The 23,906-nt window shown below is 64.1% G+C and carries 18 protein-coding genes; 8 read left to right on the forward strand and 10 right to left on the reverse strand.

Going from position 1 to position 23,906, the window contains the following annotated elements:
• Positions 1–38: 38 nt before the first annotated feature.
• Positions 39–2,153 (forward strand): hypothetical protein, encoded by a 2,115-nt coding sequence (locus ACYQML_RS19370; RefSeq protein ID WP_461233745.1) that lies wholly within the window; start codon positions 39–41, stop codon positions 2,151–2,153.
• A 66-nt stretch (positions 2,154–2,219) separates the two neighbouring features.
• Here the strand turns inward: ACYQML_RS19370 and ACYQML_RS19375 are convergent, their stop codons facing one another.
• From ACYQML_RS19375 to ACYQML_RS19405, 7 genes are all read right to left on the reverse strand, one after another.
• Positions 2,220–3,530 carry a PAS domain-containing protein gene (locus ACYQML_RS19375; protein WP_461233746.1) on the reverse strand — a complete coding sequence of 437 codons (1,311 nt, stop codon included), beginning with the start codon at positions 3,528–3,530 and terminating at the stop codon, positions 2,220–2,222.
• A gap of 199 nt (positions 3,531–3,729) precedes the next feature.
• Positions 3,730–4,986: an allantoate amidohydrolase gene (locus ACYQML_RS19380; RefSeq protein ID WP_461233747.1), complete on the reverse strand. Its 1,257-nt coding sequence runs from the start codon at positions 4,984–4,986 to the stop codon at positions 3,730–3,732.
• A 146-nt stretch (positions 4,987–5,132) separates the two neighbouring features.
• Positions 5,133–6,155: an ABC transporter ATP-binding protein gene (locus tag ACYQML_RS19385; RefSeq protein ID WP_461233748.1), complete on the reverse strand. Its 1,023-nt coding sequence runs from the start codon at positions 6,153–6,155 to the stop codon at positions 5,133–5,135.
• 58 nt (positions 6,156–6,213) lie between these two features.
• A complete protein-coding gene (locus ACYQML_RS19390) occupies positions 6,214–7,272 on the reverse strand; it encodes an ABC transporter ATP-binding protein (RefSeq protein ID WP_461233749.1) in 1,059 nt (352 codons plus the stop codon).
• Positions 7,269–8,198 (reverse strand): ABC transporter permease, encoded by a 930-nt coding sequence (locus ACYQML_RS19395; protein ID WP_311275277.1) that lies wholly within the window; start codon positions 8,196–8,198, stop codon positions 7,269–7,271. Before ACYQML_RS19395 ends, ACYQML_RS19390 begins: the two co-directional genes overlap by 4 nt.
• Complete coding sequence (locus ACYQML_RS19400; protein ID WP_056427292.1) at positions 8,198–9,151, reverse strand: ABC transporter permease; 954 nt, start codon at positions 9,149–9,151, stop codon at positions 8,198–8,200. The genes ACYQML_RS19395 and ACYQML_RS19400 overlap by 1 nt, the downstream gene beginning before the upstream one ends.
• A gap of 158 nt (positions 9,152–9,309) precedes the next feature.
• Positions 9,310–10,923 carry an ABC transporter substrate-binding protein gene (locus ACYQML_RS19405; RefSeq protein ID WP_056427282.1) on the reverse strand — a complete coding sequence of 538 codons (1,614 nt, stop codon included), beginning with the start codon at positions 10,921–10,923 and terminating at the stop codon, positions 9,310–9,312.
• 276 nt (positions 10,924–11,199) lie between these two features.
• On the opposite strand from ACYQML_RS19405, the gene ACYQML_RS19410 reads away from it, so the two are divergent.
• Complete coding sequence (locus tag ACYQML_RS19410; RefSeq protein ID WP_461233750.1) at positions 11,200–13,365, forward strand: FUSC family protein; 2,166 nt, start codon at positions 11,200–11,202, stop codon at positions 13,363–13,365.
• Between the two features lie 68 nt (positions 13,366–13,433).
• Positions 13,434–14,870 carry a cardiolipin synthase gene (gene cls / locus ACYQML_RS19415; protein ID WP_056427276.1) on the forward strand — a complete coding sequence of 479 codons (1,437 nt, stop codon included), beginning with the start codon at positions 13,434–13,436 and terminating at the stop codon, positions 14,868–14,870.
• Here the strand turns inward: cls and ACYQML_RS19420 are convergent.
• From ACYQML_RS19420 to ACYQML_RS19430, 3 genes are all read right to left on the reverse strand, one after another.
• Complete coding sequence (locus tag ACYQML_RS19420) at positions 14,761–15,612, reverse strand: endonuclease/exonuclease/phosphatase family protein (protein WP_244477999.1); 852 nt, start codon at positions 15,610–15,612, stop codon at positions 14,761–14,763. The genes cls and ACYQML_RS19420 overlap by 110 nt on opposite strands.
• Before the next feature lie 111 nt (positions 15,613–15,723).
• Complete coding sequence (locus ACYQML_RS19425; RefSeq protein WP_056427268.1) at positions 15,724–15,906, reverse strand: DUF3606 domain-containing protein; 183 nt, start codon at positions 15,904–15,906, stop codon at positions 15,724–15,726.
• Between the two features lie 162 nt (positions 15,907–16,068).
• Positions 16,069–16,416, reverse strand: a complete 348-nt coding sequence (locus tag ACYQML_RS19430; protein ID WP_461233751.1) for a hypothetical protein — start codon at positions 16,414–16,416, stop codon at positions 16,069–16,071.
• Positions 16,417–16,515: 99 nt separating this feature from the next.
• Between ACYQML_RS19430 and ACYQML_RS19435 the strand changes: the two genes are divergently transcribed.
• From ACYQML_RS19435 to ACYQML_RS19455, 5 genes are all read left to right on the forward strand, one after another.
• On the forward strand, positions 16,516–17,448 hold the full coding sequence (locus ACYQML_RS19435; protein ID WP_461233752.1) for a LysR family transcriptional regulator: 933 nt from the start codon (positions 16,516–16,518) through the stop codon (positions 17,446–17,448).
• Between the two features lie 199 nt (positions 17,449–17,647).
• Positions 17,648–18,436 carry an ABC transporter permease gene (locus tag ACYQML_RS19440; protein ID WP_461233753.1) on the forward strand — a complete coding sequence of 263 codons (789 nt, stop codon included), beginning with the start codon at positions 17,648–17,650 and terminating at the stop codon, positions 18,434–18,436.
• A gap of 7 nt (positions 18,437–18,443) precedes the next feature.
• A complete protein-coding gene (locus ACYQML_RS19445) occupies positions 18,444–19,190 on the forward strand; it encodes an ABC transporter ATP-binding protein (protein ID WP_461233754.1) in 747 nt (248 codons plus the stop codon).
• A gap of 380 nt (positions 19,191–19,570) precedes the next feature.
• Positions 19,571–20,878: an FkbM family methyltransferase gene (locus ACYQML_RS19450; RefSeq protein ID WP_461233755.1), complete on the forward strand. Its 1,308-nt coding sequence runs from the start codon at positions 19,571–19,573 to the stop codon at positions 20,876–20,878.
• Positions 20,875–23,721, forward strand: coding sequence for a glycosyltransferase family 4 protein (locus ACYQML_RS19455; RefSeq protein ID WP_461233756.1), 2,847 nt, complete (start codon positions 20,875–20,877; stop codon positions 23,719–23,721). The genes ACYQML_RS19450 and ACYQML_RS19455 overlap by 4 nt, the downstream gene beginning before the upstream one ends.
• Positions 23,722–23,906 lie beyond the last annotated feature (185 nt).

Raw genomic sequence — 23,906 nt, forward strand, 5'->3', positions numbered from 1 at the left:
GGATTGAGCGCGCGACCGGCGACACGTGCGGTGAAACGGTGCCTATCGCTCTCCGTACGAGATGTTTCATGCTGATCTTGGAGAACGTCTGGCTCAGGTCGCTTCAGTCGCGGTCGCACGCGGTTCTGTGCGGCCTCACCGGGGTCATCCCGACGAACCGGCGTGTCGGGATTCTCTGCGCTTCGAAGATCGAGCGCCGTGCTTTCAGCGACCTCATCATGGGGGTGCGGGCGCCCAGTATCGGCAAAGTCCGGCGCGAGGCGGAGATTTCGAGCCCCGTCGGCCGTATGGCGGGAATCGTGGTGCAACACACGTTGAGGCGGAACTGCGTATTCGCCGCCAAGATGCACCGGATCGAGCCGACGAGCCTTATCAAGTTCGTCGCGTTCGTGGCCAATATCGACGCTTTCATGGACGTGCCCTACAAGCAGGTGCCTGCCGATATCGCCCTCTCCTTCCGGTATGCCCTGTCTTATGGGCTGCCCTACGAGACGTATTTCGTTGACGGGGACATTATTCCGCAGACGGCCGAGTTCACCGACCGTTTCGCCAGCGTTGTTAAGCAGCGCTCGGCCGCGAGCGGCTTCATCGTCATCTCGTCGAACGTCACGCTGGTTCGGGAATTCTGCGACATCGTCGGCGTAGTGCAGAGCGACAAGATCGTCCTCTACTCTAACGCTCAGCGGGCCATCCACGAATACATGAGGCTAGTCGACCTCAACAGGCCCGACGTCGATGCCGCAGAGACTTTGCTGGCACGGATCCGTCGCGCTCTGAAGCTCGAGGATTGGCCGATGGTGGCCTCCATCGCCGCATCCGAGATGGAGGGTGATCCGGACAGTACAACGGCGATCTGGCTGTATGGGGAACTCGCCCTGTCGCGCGGAGAGCGTCGACGTGGCATCGACTTGATCCTACGTGCCTGTCAGGCCAACCCCTCTTTCGAGGAGCCGTGGAAGGCGTTGGCGCGAATCGCCGAAGACGAACAGGACGAGGAGCGGCTCAAGCTCCTGGCCAGCGTGCTGATGACCAACGGTAAAGGCCGGATCAAGCGGATAGCCGCCAAGATCATCGAGCGGACCGGCACCGACGAAGCGGCCGTCGAAGCATGGCGTCAGGTCGCGGTGGCGGCTCAGGGTGATGTGAACCTCCAGATCGAGGCCGGAGACCGCCTGCTCCGCGCGGGAGCGGGGGAGGATGCGGCACGGATCTTCGAGGCAGCCTTTGCGGACGATCCGACCAATGGACGCATCCTGCTGATGCTGTACCGCAGCGAACTGCTCTTCTCCGACAACGAGCGTTTGGCCGATCTGGTGGTTCTCATGATGACGATTTGCCCGGAAGAGATCGAACGGGCGATCCGCCTCGCCCAGCGGGCGCGCCGTTTGGAGGCGAAGCTGATCGACGAGAATGGCGCGCCCGCCCTACTGGAAGCGCAAGTCGATGAAGCGCTTCCGGTGCGGATTCGGCGCGCCATGAAACTACAGGATGTCGCTGCCATGGCCGAGATCGCCGAGGCTGAGTTCCGGCGGGACGCGGACAGCGCCATAGGCATATGGCTCTTCGGCGAAATCGCCCTCATCAAAGGGGACCGCGAGCGCGGCGGCGACCTGATCCTGCGCGCCTGCCAGACGGATGCGGAGTTGCAAGAGCCCTGGAAGACTCTCGGCCGTCTCGCCGAGGAAGAGAAGAACGAGGATCGGCTCAGCTCTTACATCTCCGTGCTGATGACGAACAATCAGGGCAGGGTTCGGCGGCTAGCTGCCAAGGCCCTCGAATCGACAGGGGACGAGGAATCCATCCTGGCCGCGTGGCGCGCCGTGGCACATGTGGCGGGTGGGGATCTCAACCTTATGGTGGAAGCCGGTGATCGGCTGTTCCGCTACGGCGCTGCCAGGGAGTCATCTCAGGTCCTGTCACGCGTGCTTCATATCGACCCACGACACATTCGCGGGCTGATCCTGCTCTTTCGCAGCGAACTCGCCTTTGCCGATGACGAGCGCATGATGGCATTGGCGGATCAGCTCAACGAGGTCGCCCCTGCCGAGCTCGATCGCGCGATCCGTCAAGCCTCGTATGCGCGCAGGGGAGAACTCGGCAAGCGGCTGAAGCAACGGTTTAGGCAGCCAGTCTCCAGCGACACGGGCGCGTGAGCGAAGGTGGTCTCGACCCCATATCGGTGAACCGGAAACACAGATCAGACTCGACGAGGCCCAGCCTTACGCCTCTCGCACGCCGGGTTTGTGCCCTGGATCGAAGGTGAAGACGACGCCGGCCTGTTCGAGAACCTGACGCACCGCCTGGATCGTGTCGCGTCGCGGCCGGATCGTGGCGTCGGGGTCTTCGATCCGGACGATGGTCGAAACCGAAACGCTCGCGCGTCGCGCCAGCTCGTCCTTCGACAGGCCGGTCATCCCGCGGGCGGCCCGAACCTGTGCGGACGTGATCTCCCCGCCGCGACCAATATCGCTCGCGGGGCCGCGTACTTCCGTTGTCGATGAAGCAGCCTGGAATCGGCTCTGTCCTGGGACGCTCAGGCACACGCCGACCCATTCCTTCACTGAGCCGTCTCGGTTCATAATCGGCACGCCACGGGCGTTGAACCAGCGATAGATCCCGTCGACACAAAGGATCCGATAGTCGGTGTTATAGGCCGTGTCGTGGCTGAGGGCCGTGCGCCAGGCGAAGTTCGTGCGCTCCCTGTCGTTGGAATGAAGCACGTCGAGCCAGCCAAGCCCCTGGAACTGCTCGTGTCGCTGTCCGGTGAGCTCTTCCCATAGCGGCATGTCGATCGACCTGCCGTCGGGGCTGACGATCCAGACCACGGCGGCGGTAGCCGAGAGCAGGGCCTTGAAGCGATCGTATCCTTGTTCGGCGGAATGTTTCGCGTCGTACTGGTCGGTCACATCCTCGACGACGCCGATGGCTTGGCTCGGGCGATTGCCGGGGCCATGCACAACCTCCGCATGGCTGGCAATCCAACGCAGTGTCTGGTCCGGCCGGATGATGCGGAACTCGCGCTTGAGAGGCCGGCCATTGCGGAGAACGGTCAGCATGTCCGTATGCGCGGCCCGGTCATCGGGATGCATCATGGCCTCGACGACGCCGAAGCTCAGGGCGACGGAGGGGGGCAGGCCGAGAACGCGGTGAAGCCCGATCGAACCATGGATGCCGAGTTCTTCGAGATCGGCCGACCAGAAAGCGATATCCGTGGCGTTGTCCATGAGCTTCAGCAGGCGGCGAGACGGGACACGGCGCGATGCGCCATCCGACCGTCCGGATGGATCCATCGGCGACCGTGGCGACATGCTACTTTCTCCTCGGCCAATATGCCGCCTTACAGGAATGAATTTGTTCCAGGATATGCTTGGAGAATATGTCGTTGCGTGTTTTTTGCGCGCAACACAACCCAATGAAGAGGGGATAAAGGGATTTTCCTGTAGTTGCTTTTGTGGGGACTCGTCGCATTCACATAGATTGTCTCTGTCATGCATCTCCCTCACTTCGCCGCGGTCTTCCGGCTGCGCCATGAAGGGGCTGTATGCGAGGCCACAACCGGCCCCGCCCCGCACCTCGGCAGCGCAAAGCATCATATTGCATGCCTGTCGCTGCGAGAGAGGGAGATGGTCGATCCACTGAGCTCGACGCCGGATAGGCCGGAGCGTGCGTTCCAGCAGACATGTATGGCGTCGCTGCCGAACCTCGCCAACCAACCCGGACGACTCCGGTTCAGCCAGCCCGAACCGGTGAATTGGCCAGGGTGAGAAGGGTCTGGAGCAGGACGTCGGCGCCAGCGGTGCAATCGCCCTGGGTCGCCGATTCCGCCTCGTTGTGGCTGATCCCGTCTCGGCAGGGCACGAAGATCATGGCCGTCGGGGCGAGGGCGGCGATATTGCAGGCATCGTGGCCGGCGCCCGAGACCATGCGGCGATGGCTGAAGCCCAAACCCTTGGTCGCCGCCTCGACGGCGCCCACCACTCCGGCATCGAACGGCACCGGCTCCTTGCGCCAGATCCGGGTCAGCTCGATGGTGAGCTTGCGCCGACCGGCGATGGCGTCGAGTTCCGTTCGCAATTCACTCTCGACCACATCGAGGGTCTTGGCTTTCGGGTCACGCACATCGAGGGTGAAGCGGATGCGGCCGGGAATGACGTTGCGCGATGGCGCGCCGATCGCCGCCTCGCCGATCGTCGCCACCGCCGTGGGACCGTGGGCATGGGCGATCCGCTCGACGGCCAGTGCGATCTCGGCGAAGCCGTTGAGGGCGTCGCGCCGGCGCAGCATCGGTGTCGTGCCGGCATGGCTCTCGAAACCCGTCACCACGCCGTCGAACCAGGCGATTCCCTGCCCGCCCTCGACCACGCCGATGGTGGTCTCCTCGGCCTCCAGGATCGGACCCTGCTCGATATGCAGTTCTACGAAAGCGCCGATCCTGCGCTCGCCCACCGGCTCGTCTCCGCGATAGCCGATGGCCTCCAGCGCCTGCCTCACCTCGATGCCGGCGGCATCGCGACGGGAATGGATGTCCTCCACCGTGAACTCGCCCGCATAGGCGGCGGACGCCATCATGGCGGGTGCGTAGCGCGAGCCCTCCTCGTTGGTCCAGTTGACCAGAAGCAGGGGCGCCTCGGTCTCGATGCCGGCATCGTTGAGGGCGCGCATAACCTCCAGCCCCGCCAGGGTGCCGAGGATGCCGTCGAACTTGCCCCCCGTGGGCTGTGTGTCGAGATGCGAGCCGCAGGCGACGGGCAGGCGCGTCATGTCGCGTCCGCGCCGCAGGGCGAATTGCGTACCCAGCGCGTCGACACCCACTTCGAGGCCCGCCGCCTCGCAGGCATCCCGGAACCAGTCCCGGACCTGGCCATCCTCCTGCGATAGGGTCAGCCGGTTGATTCCGCCGGCGGGGGTGGCGCCGAACCGGGCGGTCTCCATGATCGTGGACCACAGGCGCGCGCCGTCGACGCGGAGATTGTGGGTCGTGCTCATATGCCTATCCGTTGTCTCGGTTCAGTCGCTGCGGAATGGGGGCGGTTCTTCAACCTTCAACCTCAGTCCAAGGTGCCGCGCGAAGGGGCCTCGAAAAACGTCCGTGCTTCGCTTCGGCACTTCAGGGCGAGGTCGTGGGAGGGGGGCTACGCGTCCGCCAACTCCGCCCGCTGAGCCTGGAAGCTCCGCGCCGCCTCGTCGGTCTTCCAGCAGGCGGCGCGATGGCCCGGTCCGGCCTCGACCACCGGCGGGTCGCCCACGCGGCAGCGTTCCTCGGCAAGGAAGCAGCGCGGTGCGAAGGGGCAGCCCGGCTGGCGGTTGGCGAGGTCGGGCGGGCTTCCCGGGATGGTCTGGAGCCGGGAGCCCTTGGCGAGCGCCCCGTCGGCGCGGCTGCGCAGCAGGCCGATCGTGTAGGGATGATGCGGGTTCAGCACCACTTGCCGAGCGGAGCCCTCCTCCACGATGCGGCCGGCATACATCACCGCGATCCGGTCGGCGACTTCGACGGCGGCACCCAGATCGTGGGTGACGAAGAGAGTAGACAGTCCGAGTTCCGCCTGCAGGTCGCGCAGGAGAAGCAGGATCTGGATCTGCACCGTGGCGTCGAGGGCCGTCGTCGGCTCGTCGGCGAGGAGGACCTTGGGGTTGCAGGCGAGCGCGAGGGCGATCATCGCGCGCTGGCGCATACCCCCCGACATCTCGTGCGGATAGGCGTCGAGTCGCCGCTCCGGGCTCGGGATGCGCACCCGTTCGAACTGTTGAAGCGCGCGGGCCCGCGCTTCGGCTGCGCCGATTCCCTCGTGCTGGCGGATCGCCTCCATGATCTGGCGGCCCACCGTATAGACCGGATCGAGGGCGAGCAGCGGCTCCTGGAAGATCATCGCGACTTCGCGACCGCGCAATGCCGTCAGATCGCGCTTGCCCATGGCCATCACGTCGCGGCCGGCGACGAGGATGCGGCCTTCGATCGTGGTCTTGCGCTCGGGGTTGAGGCGCATGATCGCGCGCAGGGTCACGCTCTTGCCCGATCCCGACTCGCCGATGAGGGCGATGGCCTGGCCTCGGCCGAGGGTGAGATCGACCCCATCGACCGCGCGGACCTTGCCGCCGAAGGTGACCTTCAGGCCCTGGATTTCGACGGCGGGTTCCTTGCCAACCGCTCGGGTCATCGGTCGCATCTCGGGTTCGGCGTGAATCGGGGCGTGCCTCGGTGGCGAAGGACCGTGCTCATGCGGCCACCGACAGGGCGAGCGCCGCCGAATGGCCGGATCCCGGCTGGCGGGCGAGGCAGGCGACGCGGTGGACGGGGTCGACCGGGGCGAGGGGCGGAACCTGGCTCCGGCAGACATCCTCCACGAGGCTGCAGCGCGGGTTGAAACGGCATCCCGGCGGCGGGTCGATGGGGTTGGGCGGGTCTCCGGCGAGGGGCGCAACGGTGGTGCGGTTGTCCGGGTCCATCGAGGGCATCGAGGACAGGAGCGCCTTGGTATAGGGATGGGCGGGGTCGGCCAGCACGGTGTCGGCCGGGCCGATCTCCACCACCTGCCCGAGATACATCACTGCCACCCGGTCGCAGATGAAGCGGACGACGTTGAGGTCGTGGCTGATGAACAGGTAGGTGAGGTCGAATTCCTGCTTGAGGTCCATCAGCAGGTTCAGAACCTGCGCCTCCACCGACTTGTCGAGGGCCGAGACCGCCTCGTCGAGGACCACGAGGCGCGGCTCCAGTGCCAGGGCGCGGGCGATGTTCACGCGCTGGCGCTGGCCGCCGGAGAGTTCGTGCGGATAGCGGGCGGCGAAACGCGCCGGTTCCAGGCCGACGCGGGCGAGCAGGCTGCGCGCCCGCTCGATGGCCTGGCGCTTGGGCACCCCGTGGACCCGTGGGCCGAAGGCGATGGACCCCTCGATGGTCATGCGCGGGTTGAGCGACGAGTAGCTGTCCTGGAACACCATCTGGGCCTGGGCGCGGAACTCGCGCAGAGGCAGGGCCCGGCTGCCGATGCGCTCGCCATCGAACAGCATCTCTCCCTTGTCGTGCTGGGTCAGGCCCATGATGAGGCGGGCGGTGCTGGACTTGCCGCAGCCGGATTCGCCGACGACCCCCAGGGTCTCGCCCTTCTTGATGTCGAAATCGACGCCGTCCACGGCGCGCACGACGGCCTTCTTTCCGCCGATCCCCTTCTTGACCGGGAAATGCTTCACCAGCCCCTCGACGGTGAGAAGTGGCTGGCCCGGGCCGCCGCGGTCGCGGGGGGAGAGCGGGCTCGACGCGATGGGCGTGCTCATGACTTCACTTCCATTGCCGAACGCAGGCCGTCCGAGAACAAGTTGAACGAGATCGAGACGATGAAGATCGCAAGGCCCGGAAGTGCCGCGACCATCGGGTTCACGTAGATCGCCGTGCGCAGGGTGTTGAGCATCAGGCCCCATTCGGGCTCCGGCGGCTTCACGCCGAGGCCGAGGAAGGAGAGGCCCGAGGCCAGGATCATCGACACGCTGATGAGGCTGGTGGAGTAGACGAAGATCGGTCCGAGCACGTTGCCGAGCACCTGCGCGCGCAGGATCGTCAGGGTCGAGGCGCCGGAGAGGCGGGCGGCATCGACATAGTCGCGTGAGCGGATCTGCGTCGTCACGCTCTCGGCCACGCGGGCGATCTGAGGTGTGAACACGCAGGTCAGCGAGACGATGGAATTGAACACGCCCGCTCCCAACGCACCCGAGAGCGCGATGGCCAGAAGCACCGAGGGGAAGGCGAAGAACACGTCGACGGTGCGCATGAGCACGGTATTGAGCCAGCCGCCGACATAGCCGGCGAGGATGCCGATGCTGGAACCGAGGAGGAAGGCGAGGATCACCGGCGTGACGCCGATGAACAGAGAGAGGCGCCCACCCAGCATCAGGCGGCTCAGCATGTCGCGCCCGAGCTCGTCCGAGCCGAGAATGTATGTGGCGTCGCCGACGGGTTTCAGCCGCCGCACCATCGAGCCGCGATACGGATCCATGGGCGTGATCCAGGGTGACAGCAACGCGATGGCGACGATGGCGAGGATGAGACACGCCGCTGTCATCGCCACGGGATCGCGCAGGAGCTTGGCCAGCACGTTGCCCCAGAAGCCGCGCGAGGCGACGAAGGCATCCGGCGTGGAGGTGAGCGGGGGCGCCCCGCCGGCGATGTCGATGGCCGATGCGGCCGGACTGGTTCCGAGTGCCATCAGCCCCTCTCGATGCGCGGGTCGAGCGCCGTCTGCACGACGTCGACGATGAGGTTGAGGGCGACGAAGAACATCGCCAGGACGAGGATGGCGCCCTGCAGCAGCGGCAGGTCGCGCTGGAAGATCGCGGCGTTGAGGAGGAAGCCGGTGCCGGGCCAGGCGAACACCGTCTCGATCAGGATCGAGCCGCCGAGCAGGTAGCCGAGCTGCAGCCCCATGATCGCGAGAGCGGTGGGAGCGGCGTTCTTCACCACGTGTTTGAACACGCCGAACTCGGAGAGGCCCTTTGCCCTGAGCGCCCCGACGAAATCCTGGGAGAGGATGTCGCCCACCAGCGCCCGGACGGTGCGGGCGATGACGCCCATCGGGATCACCGACATCGTGATGGCGGGCAGGATGATGTAGCGCAGGTGCTCGAGATCCGGCTTCCAGTTGCCCGATCCGTCTGGGCCGGCTCCGGTCGAGGGGAGCCAGCCGAGCTGGGCCGAGAACACGATCACCAGGACCATGCCGAGCCAGTAATGCGGCACGCTCACACCGAAGACCGAGATGGCGGAGGCCGCCCGGTCGAGGACGGAGTCGCGGAAATAGCCGGCGACGAAACCGAACAGGCAGCCGAAGGTGAAGCCGATCAGGGTCGCGACGGAGGCGAGGATCAGGCTGTTGACGACCGCACGACCGACCTCGCTCAAGACCGGCCTGCCGGTGGCGATGGACGTGCCGAGATCGCCGTGGAGCACCTTCCACAGCCACAGGGCGTACTGGACCGGCAGCGGCTTGTCGTAGCCGTAGGCGATCCGCATGGCGTCGATCGTCTCCTGGGTGGCGTCCACCGGCAGGATGGAGCTGAGGGGATCGCCCTCCGCCAGATGCACCAGCGAGAAGCAGACGATGCTGACGCCGAGTGCCACCGGGGTGACGGTGAGGAGGCGGCGGAGGATGAAGCTCAGCATGGGAGCATCCAGAGGACCTCAATCGAGTGTGGCGGCTCTCCTCCCCCTTGTGGGGAGGAGTTGGAGGTGGGGGTGGCAGGGCGATCCTCTTCCTGCGGAGGCTAGCGGAGCGACCCCCACCCTCGGTCCCTCCCCACAAGGGGGAGGGAGGATGCGTCTCACTTCCCAACCGTGATGGGCGAGAAGTCCTGGTACCAATTCTGGGCCTGGACGAAGCCCTTCACCTTCGAGCTCATGGCGCGCGGGTTGGTGTCGTGGGCGACCATGAGGAACAGCGCCTCGTCGACGTATTTCTCGTGGACCTTCTGCAGCACTTTGATCTGCTCGACGGGATCGAAGGTCGTCCGGATCTGGTCGAACAGCTTGTCCATCTCGGGGTCGCAGTAATGGCCCCAGTTCGTGCCGTTGGGGGCGGCCAGATTACATTGGAGATGGCGGATGAAGCCGGTGAAAGGGTCCTGGATGAAGTAGGAGAAGTTCATTCCCGTGGCGCCGCGCGATACGTCGGCCTTCGAGCCGGCCCGCCACAGGTTGATGAGCGCGTTCCACTCGACGACTTCGAAATTCACCTTGATTCCGATATCGGCGAGGTTCTGCTGGATCAGCTCGTTCATCGGCAGGGGTTGCATCTGGCCCGAGCCCGAGGGCGCGATCAGGATCTTGGTGACGATGGGCTTGTTCGGGCCGTAGCCGGCCTCGGCCAGGAGCTTCTTGGCCGCCTCGGGATCGTAGGTCGGCTTGAAGGTCGGCGAGCCGAACCAGGCGGAGCCCGGCGGCATGAATCCCTCGGCCGGGATCATCAGCCCGTTGAGCATCTCCTTCATGCCCTCGCGGTCCACGGCGAGGTTGGCGGCCTTGCGCACGCGGATGTCGTTCCACGGCGAGCCCTCGGCTCGCGACAGGTGCCAGGTCCAGTTATGCGGATAGGCATTGGTGACGATGCTGAACCCCGCCCCCTTGAGCGAGGCGACAGCGTCCGGCGGCGGGGCCTCGATCCAGTCGACCTGACCCGAGCGCAGGGCCGCCACGCGAGCATTGGCCTCCGGCAGGGGCACCAGGACCAGCTTGTCGAGCTTGGGAACCCGCGCCTTGTCCCAATACTCGGCGTTGGGTGCCATCTCGGCGCGCTCGCGTGGGGCGAACAGGGTCAGTTTCCACGGGCCGGTCCCCGACGGGGTCTTGGCGAAGGCGTCCCAGCTCTTGCCCAGCTTCTCCCACTGCGCCGGCGAGGACATCATGATCCAGGCGATCTGGTAGGGCAGCGTCGCGTCCGGCGCCTTGGTGGTGATCTCCACCGTCATCGGATCGACGACGCGGTAGCTGGCGACGCCGGGGATGCGCGAGCGCCCTTGCGCCGATTGGCGCGGGTCGAATTGCGGTGCGTCGTTCTTCAGGAGCTTGTCGAGATTCCACACCACCGATTCCGCGGTGAAGGGCGAGCCGTCGTGAAAGGTCACGCCGGGCCGCAATGTGAAGATCCACTTGGTCTTGTCGGTGGCGTCCACCGCCCAGGACGAGGCGAGGCCCGGGACGAGTTCCGAGGGCTTGGTGGCGCTCGATAGGTCCCAATTGATGAGGGCGTCGTAGACCGTGTAGCCGGTGAAGCGCATGCCTTCGCCGCCATTGTCGGCCTGACCCGTGGTGAGCGGAATGTCCGATGCGGTCATGCCGATCCGCAGCGTTCCCTGAGCCCAAGCCGCCGGCATCATGCCGCCGCTGGCCAGCGCCGCGGCCACGAGTCCAACGCGAAGACGTTCTGCCAAGGCTCTCATCGTGTTGTGCTTTTCCTCGAGGATCCACGTCCGGCAAGTTTGCCGGTCTCCGGTCCCCCCATGCAAAGCACCGGCCAGACTGGACTCCTTCCAGCTCACCGGGAGAAAAATGTATACGATTCATGTGAAAGCCCGCCGGGTCGGCATGCGCTGGATGCCGGCCCGGGTGGCGAGGCGGCCATCGAGGGTTTTGCGCCGCCGCGATCGGCTCTAAACCGCCCGTCTTCGGGCAGGCCGCCCGGTGGAGCGCCCCAGTTGCCTCTCTCCCCGAAACCCATGGCCAAGACGGGTGCCCCAAGGTCCGGCGGCCTCCGGCGTGGGCGCGTGGCGGACTTCCTGATGGGCCGGGGCTCCCTGTCCGCGCCGGGATCGAACCTGGCCCGCCTGCCCGTCGCCCTCGACCCGCGCGGGCTCAGCATCATCGAGGGAATACGGGCGGCCTGCGCCTTCGGCACCGTCATCCTTCTCCACGAATTCGTGGCGTGGTCGCCGCTCCTCATCATGGCGCTGGCGGCCAACCTCACCTGCTTTGCCGATATCGGCGGTCCGGTGCGCTCCCGCCTGATGGTGCTGGCCGTGTTCTCGGTGCTCGGCAGCCTGATCTGGAGCCTGTTCGGTCTGCTCCAGCCCCATGGCCCGGCCGTGGTCGTGCCGCTCGCCACCCTCGTCATCTTCTGCTGCACCTATGCCCGCGTCTGGGGCGTGCAGGAGCAGACCGCCGGCAACGTCCTCGTCCTCGTCCTGGCCTTCGCCCTCGACCGTCCGCTCACCGGCGGCGAGGCCGTCATCGCCGGTGCGATGGTGCTGGCCGGCGGCCTGTGGGCGACGGTTTTGGCCCTCGCCCTCTGGCGGCTCAACCCCTATCGCCCGACGCAGCGGGCCGTGGCCGAGGTCTGGCGCAGGCTCGCTCTGCTCAGCGGCGATCTCGAAGACCTCGCGGCCGCCGAGGAGGCCGATGCGACCGGGTTCGACGACCATGCGCGCGCCCATCGCCGCGGCGCGCGGGAAGCGATCGAACTCGCCCGCAGCCTCATCGTCGACATCGCCCGCAGCCGCGAGAGGGTCTCCGACCGCACCGCCCAGGCTCTGATCCGGCTGGAGACCGCGGAGCAGATCTTCGCCGCCCTCATCGCCCTGTCCGACCGGATCGAGGCCGACCGCAATCCCAATCGGCAGGTCCGGACGCGGCGTCTGTTACGTCGCCTGAGACCGCTCCTCCTCGTGGTCGCGCGGGCGATCCGCGACGACACCGTCCTCGACCTGCCGCGCATCGAGCGCTCGATCGCGCGGGCGGGGCGCGGATTCGCATCCGACCCGGCTCTCAAGGCGCTGGCCGAGCGCATCCTCGACCGCGTCCGCATCGGGGCCAAGCTCTCGACGCCGGAAGGGTATCGCCCCGGCGGCACGTTATTGGGGAGCGCCAGCTTGCCCCTGCGCCAACGGCTGCTCGGCCCGTTGAAGGCGAACTTTACCCTCGCCTCGCCGAACCTGCGGCACGCGATCCGCGCCAGCGTCGTCACCGCGCCTGTCCTCGGCCTAACCCTGCTCTGGCCGGGGCCGTTCACGCATTGGCTCACCATCACGGTGGTGCTGACGATGCAGCCCTTCTACGCCGCTACCTGGCAGCGGGCGCTGGAGCGGATCGGCGGCACGGTGCTCGGCGGGCTGTTCGGCGCCCTCCTCGCCAGCCTCGCCACGACGACCCTGGCGCTCTCGGCCCTGATCTTCCCCTTGAGCATCATCGGTTTCGCCGCCCGGCAGGTGAGCTATGCCTTCTTCATCGCCTGCCTGACGCCCCTGGTGGTGCTGCTCGTGGAGGTGATGGAGCCAGGCCATGCCTCCTGGGAAGTGGCGGGCATGCGCGCGCTCTTCACTCTGCTCGGCGGCCTCATCGCCGTGGTGAGCAGCCTGCTGCTATGGCCGGTCTGGGAGCCGGATCAGGTCCGCCTGGAACTGCGAAAGGCGGTGAAGGCGCATGCCGATTTTGCGCGCACCGTGCTTTCGAACCGGGCGGAAGCCGAACGGAGCGGGGCCGCCGAAGCCGCGGCGCGGGCCAGCGGCCTCGCCCTCAACACCCTGGAAGCCGCCCTCTCCCGCGCCCTCCAGCAGCCCCGCGCCGGGCGCCACCCGCAGGTCCAGACCGCGATGGTCGCCGATGCGACCCTGCGCCGGATCGGCGCGCGCCTGTCCGCCCTGCGCTATGCCGCCGACCCCAGCACCGATGGGCCTGTCGGCTGCGCCTGGATCGCCTGGATCACCGAGACTCTCGCCCGTCTCGCCCAGGAGGGCGGCGCCCTGCCCTCCCATCCGGATCTGCCCCGCCCCGATTCTCTCGTCCGCCTCGTGACGCAGGTGGAGTTGCTCGCCGAGACCCTGCGGCCACCGCGTTCGCGTGCGGAGGCGCTTCCTCCGGTGCCTGCCGCCGCGCCGGGCAAAGGCTAGGTTTTTCCGCGGGCGCGGGGCTAAAGAGGTCCGCGTTGCGCGATCCCGTTTTCAGGCTGGGGTGATCCTTGGAAGACCTCCTCCACCGATGGCTGCAGGCGACCGGGTCGATCCGGGCCGAGGTGCTGGCCCTCCTCGGCATCGTGCTGGCGCTTCTCGTCACGGTCCATGCCCTGTTGCGCAAGCGCGAGATCGGAACCGCCATCGGCTGGATCGGCCTCGCCTGGCTGTCGCCGATCTTCGGGACGGCCCTCTACGCGATCTTCGGCGTGAACCGGGTCTCGCGCCGGGCGCGCCAGTTGCGGGTAAGGCCGTCGCAGCGGGCGAACGCCCCGGCCCTTCCCGATGCCACCGTGCCGGACGAACTCCGTCCCCTCGACCGCGCCGTCCGGCAGATCACCCAGCTACCCCTCCTCGGCGGCAACGCGTTCGAGGCCCTGCGCAACGGCGACGAGGCTTATCCGGCGATGCTGGCGGCGATCGAGGGCGCGCAACGGAGCGTCGCCCTGTCGAGCTACATCTTCCGCAACGACATCACCGGTGGCCGCTTTTTCGAGGCCATGCTGGCCGCCCGGCAACGGGGCGTCGAAGTGCGGGTGCTCATCGACGGGATCGGCAGCGGCTACTTCTTTCCCGCCATGGCGCGGCGCCTGCGCCGGGCGGGGGTGCCGGTCGGCCTGTTCATGCATTCCGCCCTGCCCTGGCGCATGCCGTTCCTGAACCTGCGCACCCACAAGAAGATCCTCATCGTCGATGGGCGCATCGCCTTCACGGGCGGCATCAACATCGCCGACGAAAACCTCGTGGCGACGTCGCCGCCCGACCCCGTGCGCGACAGTCACTTTCGCATCGAAGGTCCGGTGGTCGAACAGCTCTCCCAGGCCTTCGCCAGCGACTGGGCCTTCGTGATGGGGGAGGAGCTCGACGGTCCGCACTGGTTTCCCCCGCTGGGTGCGGCGGGCGAGATCGAGGCGCGCGTCGTCACCTCCGGCCCGGATGCCGATATCGAGAAGATCGAGTTCGCGGTGATGTCGGCGATCAGCTGCGCTCAGCACAGCATCCGGCTGGTGACCCCCTATTTCCTGCCGAGCGAGATTTTATCGACCACCCTCGCCCTCGCGGCGACCCGCGGCATCCGCGTCGACGTCATCATCCCCCGTGCGAGCAACCATCGTTTCGTCGATTGGGCGACGCGAGCGCATGTGGCGCCCCTGCTCGAGAGCGGTGTGCGGATCTGGCTCGACGAGCCGCCCTTCGACCATTCGAAGCTGCTGGTGGTGGATGGCGAGTGGAGTTTCGTCGGCAGTGCGAACTGGGACATGCGCAGCTTCCGACTGAACTTCGAGCTCAATGTCGAGGTCTATGACCGCGCCTTCGCTGACCGGCTCGACCGGTTCATGCGGACGAAGATGGAGGCGCGCCTGACGTCCGAAGAACTGGCGCGGCGGTCGCTTCCCGTCCGGCTGCGCGACGCAGCCGTGCGACTAATGCTGCCATACCTCTGATATCGTGCGCCGTCGGCTGCGCCGGGGCCGGGGCGAGGTGCACGACGATGGGCCGGTGATCGGAAGCGCCGCGCGGCAGCACCGTACGCCCGAGGCAGGCGAGGCCGCGTACGAGGCAGCGGTCGATGCGCAGGGGCACGAGGTCCACCATGGCATGCGTGGGAATGCGCGGCCCGGCATCGCGAAAACCCGGCAGCAGGGCCGGACCGATGAGATTGTAATCGCCGATCACCGCCGCGCGCGCCGGAAGGCTCTGCTCGATCCGCCGCAATTGCCGCCGGTTGAGCACCTGCCCATGCGAGAGATGGACATTGGCGACCCCGAAATCCCCCATGTCGAGAATCTGGCAGACGCGGTCGACCAAGGCGCCGGACGGCAGCTTGATGACGATCGGAGGCGCGGCCCAGGCCACCGGGCTCCACATGGCGAGGCCATGGATACGGCCGGGCAGCGGAGCCCAGGCATAGTCGCCCCCGAGCCGCTCTTTTATCGATGCGATCTCTTTCGTAGCCTCCTGCATCAGCAGGAGATCGGGCTGCTCGCGTAGGACGAGTTCGACGATGCTGTCGACCTTGGCACCCGTGCGCCGAAGCAGGTTCCAGCTCACGATCTTGCGGAAACGGCCGCGGTCCGGTGCGCTGAGGGCGCGCAGGTCGGCGCTGCGGGCGGATTCTGAGACGGCGTAGCGGCGGTCGTTCAGCATGCCGCCCCAGGGGAGCAGCCCGTGTCTCTTCAGTGGCACCCGCCCGCCTCCCGCTCTCGCCCGTCGCCGCGTCTCAACGCGCCTCGTGGTCCCGACGTTTCCCGTCCCGCTGCGTCTCGTGCCGGCGACCTCTGGCCGGCATCCGCCCGATCAGCGCTTCTTGCCGAGTTCGGCGGCGATGTCCTTGACCATATGGCCCGCTTTGCGGTGGGCGGCGATCAATTGATCGCGCGTAACGCCCCAGCGTTTCATCCAGTGCTCCACGGCCTGCCGCTCGGACAGATCGAGCCTGTCCTTGTCGATGAAGCCGCGCTTGTCCTTCAGTCCTGCCATGAATCTTGTCCCACCATGAATTCCACCTCGCGGAGAAAGCCCAACCGATGATGGACGGTTCTGCCCCGCAGGACAGGCTTCGTGAAGAGTGCCCCCGCACGCTTCCGAGCAATCGCCCGGGCAGACGACGATGAGCCACACTCATCGTCGTCTGGTGTTGCCTCAATCGCGGGCGGCGGCCTCCCGTCGCGGCTCGGGCCGGGGCCTGCTCACCGCGACCGTGTCACCGGAGCGGGTGATCTCGATGGAATCGGCCGTGGCACCGAGTTCCTGCGGCGTCGAGAGGGTCACGCTCTGGCCGGAAGCCAGGATCGTCTCGAACCGCACGGCGCGACTGGTTTCGGTGCGGGCCAGGGTCACGACGACCCGATAGCCCTTGGGTTCGGTGGTATAATAGGCCACGCCGGAGAGGTCGCCGAGGCTGACGCTGCCGCCACCCAAGGGCCTGATCGTCTCGGCGGAAGCTTGGCCGGCGAGAAGGACGCTGGTGATGAGGTTGCGAAAGGTCATGGTATCGGGACTCGCTCGTTGGGCGGGGCGCGGCGCGCCCTTGCTTCGAGACCGGATATGCTGTGCGCTGCAGCATGGATCAAAAAGATAGAATCGATAATGACTATTGATCACGTCGATCTGTCGCGCATCGATCTCAATCTCCTCGTGGCCCTCGATGCCTTGCTGGCGGAGCGCAGCGTCACCCGCGCCGCCGCCCGGATCGGCATCGGCCAATCGGCCATGAGCAGCAGCCTCGCCCGGCTCCGCACCACCTTCGGCGACGAACTCCTCACCCGGGCACCGGAGGGGATGCGCGCCACCCCTCGCGCCCTCGCCCTCGCCGAACCCGTCCGTACCCTGCTGCGCCAGATCCAGTCGCTGGTCCGGCGCGACGAGGCGTTCGATCCGCGCAGCGTAACGCGCACCTTCACCATCGGCCTGCCCGATTCGACCGAGGTGCTGCTCGGCCCGCGGCTCCTGGCCTATCTGCGGCGGCACGCACCGGGGATCAGCCTGCTCCTGCGCTCCATCGACCGTATCCGCATCCTGCAGGAACTCGATGCGGACAGGGTCGATCTCGGCATCGGCACGTTCAGCCACGGCCAGACCCACCACAAGCAGAGGCTGCTCTACCGGGACCGCTACGTCTGCCTGTTCAATGCCGACCTCGTCGGGCTCACTCCGCCGATCTCGCTGGACGATTACCTGCGCTTTCCCCACGTGCTCACCAGCCTGAAGGAAACGGCGCATGGCGTGGTGGACGACGCCCTCGCCCTCCTCGGCCTTCGCCGCGACCTTGCGGTGACGACGCCGCGCTTCCTCGCTGTGCCCTTCCTCGTGCGGAGCGCGCCCGTTCTCACCACCATGCAGGAGCGCCTCGCCACCCTCTTTGCCGGGACCCTCGGCCTCGCCGTCAGCCCGGCGCCGCTGGCCCTCGACGAGGTGGCGATCTCGATGCTGTGGCACGCCTCCTATGACGACGACCCGGCCCATCGCTGGCTGCGCCAGACGCTTCTCGCCCTTGCCGACGACGCGGCGCAGGTAATCTGAGACGCCGCGATTCGCCCGGCCCGGCATGCCGCCGGCCGCGAGCCGTCATAGCTCTGTCCGTCATCCGCCCCGGTGCCGCTTCCGGAGCGGATATCCTGCCCCCCGATGATCAAAAACTTGCCAATGCGCGCGGGCGCATGCTTTGGGGGGGGCCATCATGAGCCGCTCCACAGGAGCGGGGCTCCGGGAAAGAGACTGCATGGGTTTGGTAGCAGGAGGGGCAGCCGACGTCCTGGGAGGCTTCGGCGCGTGGCGCATGTGGTGGATGCTGGCCAAGAACGACGTGATCCGTCGGTACCGGCGCTCGCGCGTCGGCCAGTTGTGGCTGACCCTCAGCATGGCCGTGATGATCTTCGGCATGGGCGGGATCTACGCCTCGCTGTTCGGCACCTCCATGGCCGAGTATCTGCCGCATCTCGGCACCGGCCTCGTCCTCTGGGGATTGATTTCACAGATCATCATCGAGAGCTGCTCGAGCTTTACCGATAACGACAGCATCATCCGGCAGGTTGCGCTCCCGCGGTTCACCTATCTGCTACGGACGATCGCCCGGAATCTTTTCATCTTCGCCCATAACCTGATCATTCTACCGGTCCTGTTCCTCGTCACCGGCACGGCGATCGACTGGCACATCCTGTTGTTCGTTCCCGGCCTGCTGATGGTGCTCGCTAACCTAGCCTGGATCGGCTATCTGCTGGCGATCCTGTCGGCGCGCTTCCGCGACATTCCGCAGATCATCGCGAGCGTCGTACAAGTCGCGTTCTTCGTCTCGCCGGTCGTGTTCAAGCCTTCACAGTTGCGGGTCGACCATCCCGTGCTCATCCTGAATCCCTTTGCCAGCATGCTGGACGTGATGCGCGAGCCACTGCTAGGCCATCTGCCGGGCGCAACGTCCTATCTGATCCTGCTCAGCCTGCTGGTCACCGGGTGGCTGGTCGCCCTGGCATTCTCGGGCAAATATTCGCACCGCGTCGTGTACTGGCTCTGAGGGCAGGATGGCTCATATCGTCCTCGACAAGGCGAGCGTCGAGCTCGCTGTCTACAATTCGCGCGGTCGTGCCCTGAAGAGCGAGATCCTGCGTCGCACGGTCGGCGGAGGATTGCAGAATGACCGCGACAGCAGCGTCCAGGTGGTGAAGGCGCTCAACGCGGTCAGCTTCGTGGCACGCGATGGCGACCGGATCGGCCTCGTTGGCGGAAACGGCGCCGGCAAGACGACGCTTCTGCGGGTGCTCAGCCGGGTCTATCCGCCGACCTCGGGGACCGCCATGATCGATGGGCGCATCTCCTCCCTGATCGATCTGTCCATGGGCATGGACGGCGATGCCACGGGCTACGACAACATCGAGATGCGGAGCATCATGCTGGGGCTGAGCCACAAACAGGCCCAGGCGATCGTCCCCGACGTTGAGGAATTCAGCCAACTCGGGGAGTTCCTCTCGTTGCCGATCCGCACCTATTCCAGCGGCATGATGCTGCGGCTGGCCTTCGCCGTCAGCACGGCCGTCCACCCCGACATCCTGATCCTCGACGAAGTGATCGGCGTCGGCGACGCCGCCTTCGCGGAACGCGCCGAGAAGCGGCTGCACGGCATGATCCAGAAGGCCAGCATCATGTTCCTCGCCTCCCACGACAACAGCTCAATCAAGCGCTTCTGCAACCGCACGCTCTGGATGAAGGGCGGTACGTTGATGATGGACGGAGCGCCGGACGAGGTGTTAGCGGCGTATGCAGGGGATTAAGCTCAGGACGATCTTAAGTAAAAATTTGAAAAGTCGACATCAATTGTTTGTTTTCGGTCTATAATTTTGGTAAAAATTGATCATTTAGTTCGCCTTTGGCGCTTTTATTTCGTTTCTAGCATCTATTTGTTGAGAATACGAAGCATCATTAATTATCTAGAGGATCAAGAAATGAATTAATTCGTGACGAAGTCCGTAGATGATTCAGATTGTAATTAATCAGGATTCTTGCCTGAAATTGCGTAACTGATAGGCTTGGTGAATCGTAGTCATGCTCGTCTTTAGCATGGCATTCTACTGCTGATAATTGCATTTTCACTCGCATATTCCTCGATGATGAGGTGCTATCGAAACGGACTTCTAGCTTGGGAAACGCTGACATGTTTACTTGCTATGCGCAGAATTTTGAGGATGTCCTTTTGTGGCGGGCATTGAAGGACATTCCAAATGGTTTTTATGTCGACATCGGCGCTCAGGATCCTCACATCGATTCTGTCAGCCGCGGCTTCTACGAGAATGGCTGGCGTGGCTTCAGCATTGAGCCGACGCAAGCCTATGCCGACAAGTTACGCGCAGACCGCCCCGACGAACGGATCATTCAGGCCGCCATCGGAACGGGAGATCAAGATCTTACTTTCTTCGAGTTTCCCGAGACTGGTCTGAGTACTGCGGATGCAACGGTTGCGGCGGCGCATAAGGCCAAGGGATACCATTGCGTCGAGACGGTCGTTCCCGTGCTGTCGCTCGATCGGGTCTTGAGGGATGCCTGTCGTGTCGATATCCACTGGTTGAAGATCGATGTTGAAGGATTCGAGGCCAGCGTTTTAGAAAGCTGGGGCGATTGTGACATCCGGCCCTGGATCGTCGTGATCGAGAGTATGGAGCCGCTGGCACAAACTCCGGTTCATCATGTCTGGGAGTCGGAGTTGCTGCAACGAGGTTATCAGTACGCCTATTTCGACGGACTCAACCGATATTATTTATCTGAGACGCATATAGATCTGGCTGTGTTCTTTGGGCCAGGCGCAAACATTTTCGATCGATTCGAAATAAGTCTTCTTGGGCGCGCTCCTGGCGCAGCCCGACTTCGTGAAGCATTCTTGAATACCAAATCTTATCCCGGGGCCTCGCAAAAGGAATTTGATCAGATTTCTGCGCAGCGCGATCTCCTATTGCTGGAGCGTGACCGACTTGCGAATGACCGCGAGGCGCTCGTATCTGAGTGCGATAGAATGCGCCGTCAATTAACCGCGATGGTGGACCATGCAATTTCAGCGCAAAATATTGAACGCTTGCTCTCCGCGACGCGTGCAAGCACATCCTGGCGTGTTACGGCGCCTTTGCGTGTCGCTAAACGTGCAACACAGGGAGACTTCACATCCTTTAGTCGATTTGCAAATCGTCCAAGCAAAATTATCGGATTGAAGCGGCGAGCTCGCTCCGTGCTTGCCAGGGCATCCTCATTCTTGCGCGAACGACCGTCTCTAAGGCGAGCGGCGTTTACTTTGCTCGACTTCATCCCACCTCTCCGGGACAGATTGCTTATAGCGCTGCAACACGAACGGGCCGAGCGCGCGATCGTTAAGAGGCTAGCCTATACCAATTACGCGTTGTCCGTCGAACCTGAGCGCCTTACCGAATGGCACGCCTTGATCGATGCACTGCCTTCCAACGGAAAAGTTTCATGAAAGTGTGGTTCGACGGTCAGTGCCTGCAGACTGGGAGCCGGCTTCGGGGTATCGGCCGCTATGCGCAGGAATTGCTTCGCGCATTGTCGCAGCGTGACAATATCGAGTTGTCGATATCGTTCAATGCTTCGATGCCCGATGAAGCATTGGCTGCACGTGGTGCTGTTTCCGCATGGATCGCGCCGCGAGACATCCATATGTGGGAGAGCCCGCGCGAAGGGGGCGAGGCAGTCTTCGGCCATACCCCTGCACGTCGGTTGGGACAGATTGCACTCGCCCATCACGTCGCCTGCCTGGGCGTGGATGTTGCTGTCTCTACGAGTCCGTTCGAAGGTCAAGGCGATGTGGCAATGCCGCTCGAACCTAGTCGGCTTCTTGGGTGCCCGCTCGCGTCGATTTTCTACGACGCGATTCCATACCGCTACCCTGATCGATATCTCAACGATGCTGGTTTACGGGCGAGCTACAATCGTAGACTGAAAATTCTTGAGCAATACGATCTAAATCTCTGTATCTCGGAGTATTCCACGCGGGAAGCGGTTGCGATCGCCGGAGAAGGAAATCACGTCAATATCGGCGCTGGCGTGTCAGCAGATTTCCTTCATTTACTTGATATGCCGTCGATGCAAACGCCACCTGGGCCTTATGTGCTTTATGTCGGCGGTCTTGATTGGCGAAAAAATGTCGTAGCCGTAATAGAAGCCTTTGCCCGTCTCGACAGCACATTGCGTTTTACGACTCGTTTCGTCCTAGCGGGTGATCACCCACAGGAACTGCTGCAGAACATTATTCGCCGATGGCAGGAGCTTGGATTGCCATCCAACATGCTCGTCCTTCGCGCGCATGTCTCGGATTTGGAGCTTGTCTCGTTGTATAGGGCCGCCGCTGTGGTCGTGCAGCCGTCTCATCTCGAGGGGTTTGGCCTTACCGCCCTCGAAGCAATGCGTTGCGGCGCTCCGGTCATTGTCGCGGATCGGGGTGCTGCGCCTGAAGTCGTCCAGGACCCGGACTTGATGTTCGATCCGGACGATCATGACCGCCTTTCGAACTTGATCGCTAGAATGATCGAGGATTCCGGCTTCGCTCGCGCCGTCACCGTGGCCGGGCGTTTCAGGGCTGAGACCTTTACTTGGGAACGATCGGCGCAACGAGCGCACGCCGCTCTCGCAGGGGTCGTGACTGCCAAGCACGCTATGCCCCCGTCGTTGGAAGCACGCCGCCGCGCTGCTCTGGCCATTATTCGAGAAGAATGTCTGCAATCCGCGAACATTGCCCAGATTCTTGCGCGCGCTGAACCCATTGCCTCTTTGCCTCCAAGGCTTCTCATCGATTGTACCGCGACTTTGGCCAACGATGGCGGCACGGGCATCCAGCGGGTTACTCGGGAAATCAGTCAGCGGATGAGTGCAACCGCGGGGGCCGTGATACTTTTCGGAGACGATGATATCTCCTTGCAACCGGCCTCCTGGGTAGGGATTAAGCCAACTAAGCCGATCGAGCCGATCGTTGATCAACAATTTTTCATCAGACCCGACGATACAGTCTTCATGTTAGATAGTTCATGGTTGTTTCACGAAGCCCATCGCCTCCAACTCATTCCTGCGCGTTTGCGCGGGGCAAATGTTGTCTCGATGTTGCATGACCTTGTTCCGCTGTTCTACCCGGCTTTCTGTGAAGATTTTTTGCCAAGCATCTTCAAAAACTGGCTTGCTTCAGCCCTTGCATACTCAACAGGATTCATTTGCAATTCTCGCACTACAGCTAGGGAGTTTTTTTCTCTTCTAGAGGCATTAAACTTTCCTAGGCCAGTGAAAATCGGTTATTTTATGCTCGGTGCCGATCTTAAGACGGTGGATCGACCCTCACATTCGCGATCATCCGACCAGGGGCTCCGCTTTCTAATGGTGGGGACGATCGAGCCGCGGAAAGGCTATGACGTTGCCTTAAAAGGGTTTGAATCGCTTTGGGCGGACGGTGTTCATACTGAACTAGTTATCATAGGGCGAGCCGGATGGAGCACCGAGCTGCTTATTGAGCGCATACGAACCCATCCGGAATATGGGCGGCGGCTTCATTTGCGTCAGGGTATTTCAGACGTCGAACTGATCGAGGCTTATGCCGATGCCGACGCGCTGATCGCGGCTTCGTATACCGAGGGCTTCGGATTGCCGGTAGTCGAGGCCCGGCATTTCGGCAAGCCGGTAATCGCTGCCGATATTCCTGTTTTTCACGAGGTAACGGAAGGCACGGAGAACGTCCTGTTCTTTACCCCCGGTGACGCCTCCTCCCTTGCGAATGTGGTTCGCCGGTTCATTCGCGGCGAGCGACGTACATCTGCTGAAGACAGCACAAGTTTCACATGGCCGGACTGGGACGAGTCGGCACGGCTCGCCTTGCGGGTCGTGAGAGATGGCAAATGGCAAATGGAGTATCGTCCCAAAGACGGACACCCCTATGCATCTGCATATGATATCGGTGAAACTCGGATGTTGCGGCTACTTGAGCCGGGAGAAAGGGCTCATAGTATCCAAGTAATATCCATCGAACTATTCGGAAATAGTAGAGCTAGAATTCGGGTGCGGGTGACTAATCTTTCTGGGGTCGCGTGGTCGAGCAATCTCGATGACGAGCAGAGGCTCGGCTTCGCTCTAACGGTGCGATCGCTTACCGTTATTGGGGCACCGATTGGTGACGTGGCTCGTGCGACAATTCCGTTCATCCTACCCTCCGACCGCGACATCATTCTTGCTGTTACTATCCCCGCCGGAAGCGCCCTAGTGGAGTTGGAAGCAACTCAAGATGGTAAGGGCTGGGGTGATGTCCTGCGCGTACCGATCTTGTGAACAAGCGCCTCTACGTTGGATCATATTCAGGCCAAGATTTTACATTGCATTGCGCTTGGGCACTGGGAGGCGGCGTAAGTCAGTTCAGACTGGGAGTTTGAGAGGCTGCGCTCAGAGTGACTCCCGGTCTGTCCGTCGCCAAGTAACGAATGAGGGGCATCGGGGACGGAGCGCACCCGGCGGTT

Source organism: Methylobacterium sp. CM6244 (genome assembly GCF_054817885.1).

Coding starts and splice junctions, on each gene's coding strand:
- ACYQML_RS19375 (WP_461233746.1), bottom strand. CDS start 3,530: ATGGCGCAGCCGGAAGACCGCGGCGAAGTGAGGGAGATGCATGACAGA.
- ACYQML_RS19380 (WP_461233747.1), bottom strand. CDS start 4,986: ATGAGCACGACCCACAATCTCCGCGTCGACGGCGCGCGCCTGTGGTCC.
- ACYQML_RS19385 (WP_461233748.1), bottom strand. CDS start 6,155: ATGACCCGAGCGGTTGGCAAGGAACCCGCCGTCGAAATCCAGGGCCTG.
- ACYQML_RS19390 (WP_461233749.1), bottom strand. CDS start 7,272: ATGAGCACGCCCATCGCGTCGAGCCCGCTCTCCCCCCGCGACCGCGGC.
- ACYQML_RS19395 (WP_311275277.1), bottom strand. CDS start 8,198: ATGGCACTCGGAACCAGTCCGGCCGCATCGGCCATCGACATCGCCGGC.
- ACYQML_RS19400 (WP_056427292.1), bottom strand. CDS start 9,151: ATGCTGAGCTTCATCCTCCGCCGCCTCCTCACCGTCACCCCGGTGGCA.
- ACYQML_RS19405 (WP_056427282.1), bottom strand. CDS start 10,923: ATGAGAGCCTTGGCAGAACGTCTTCGCGTTGGACTCGTGGCCGCGGCG.
- ACYQML_RS19410 (WP_461233750.1), top strand. CDS start 11,200: ATGGCCAAGACGGGTGCCCCAAGGTCCGGCGGCCTCCGGCGTGGGCGC.
- ACYQML_RS19425 (WP_056427268.1), bottom strand. CDS start 15,906: ATGGCAGGACTGAAGGACAAGCGCGGCTTCATCGACAAGGACAGGCTC.
- ACYQML_RS19430 (WP_461233751.1), bottom strand. CDS start 16,416: ATGACCTTTCGCAACCTCATCACCAGCGTCCTTCTCGCCGGCCAAGCT.
- ACYQML_RS19435 (WP_461233752.1), top strand. CDS start 16,516: ATGACTATTGATCACGTCGATCTGTCGCGCATCGATCTCAATCTCCTC.
- ACYQML_RS19440 (WP_461233753.1), top strand. CDS start 17,648: ATGGGTTTGGTAGCAGGAGGGGCAGCCGACGTCCTGGGAGGCTTCGGC.
- ACYQML_RS19445 (WP_461233754.1), top strand. CDS start 18,444: ATGGCTCATATCGTCCTCGACAAGGCGAGCGTCGAGCTCGCTGTCTAC.
- ACYQML_RS19450 (WP_461233755.1), top strand. CDS start 19,571: ATGTTTACTTGCTATGCGCAGAATTTTGAGGATGTCCTTTTGTGGCGG.
- ACYQML_RS19455 (WP_461233756.1), top strand. CDS start 20,875: ATGAAAGTGTGGTTCGACGGTCAGTGCCTGCAGACTGGGAGCCGGCTT.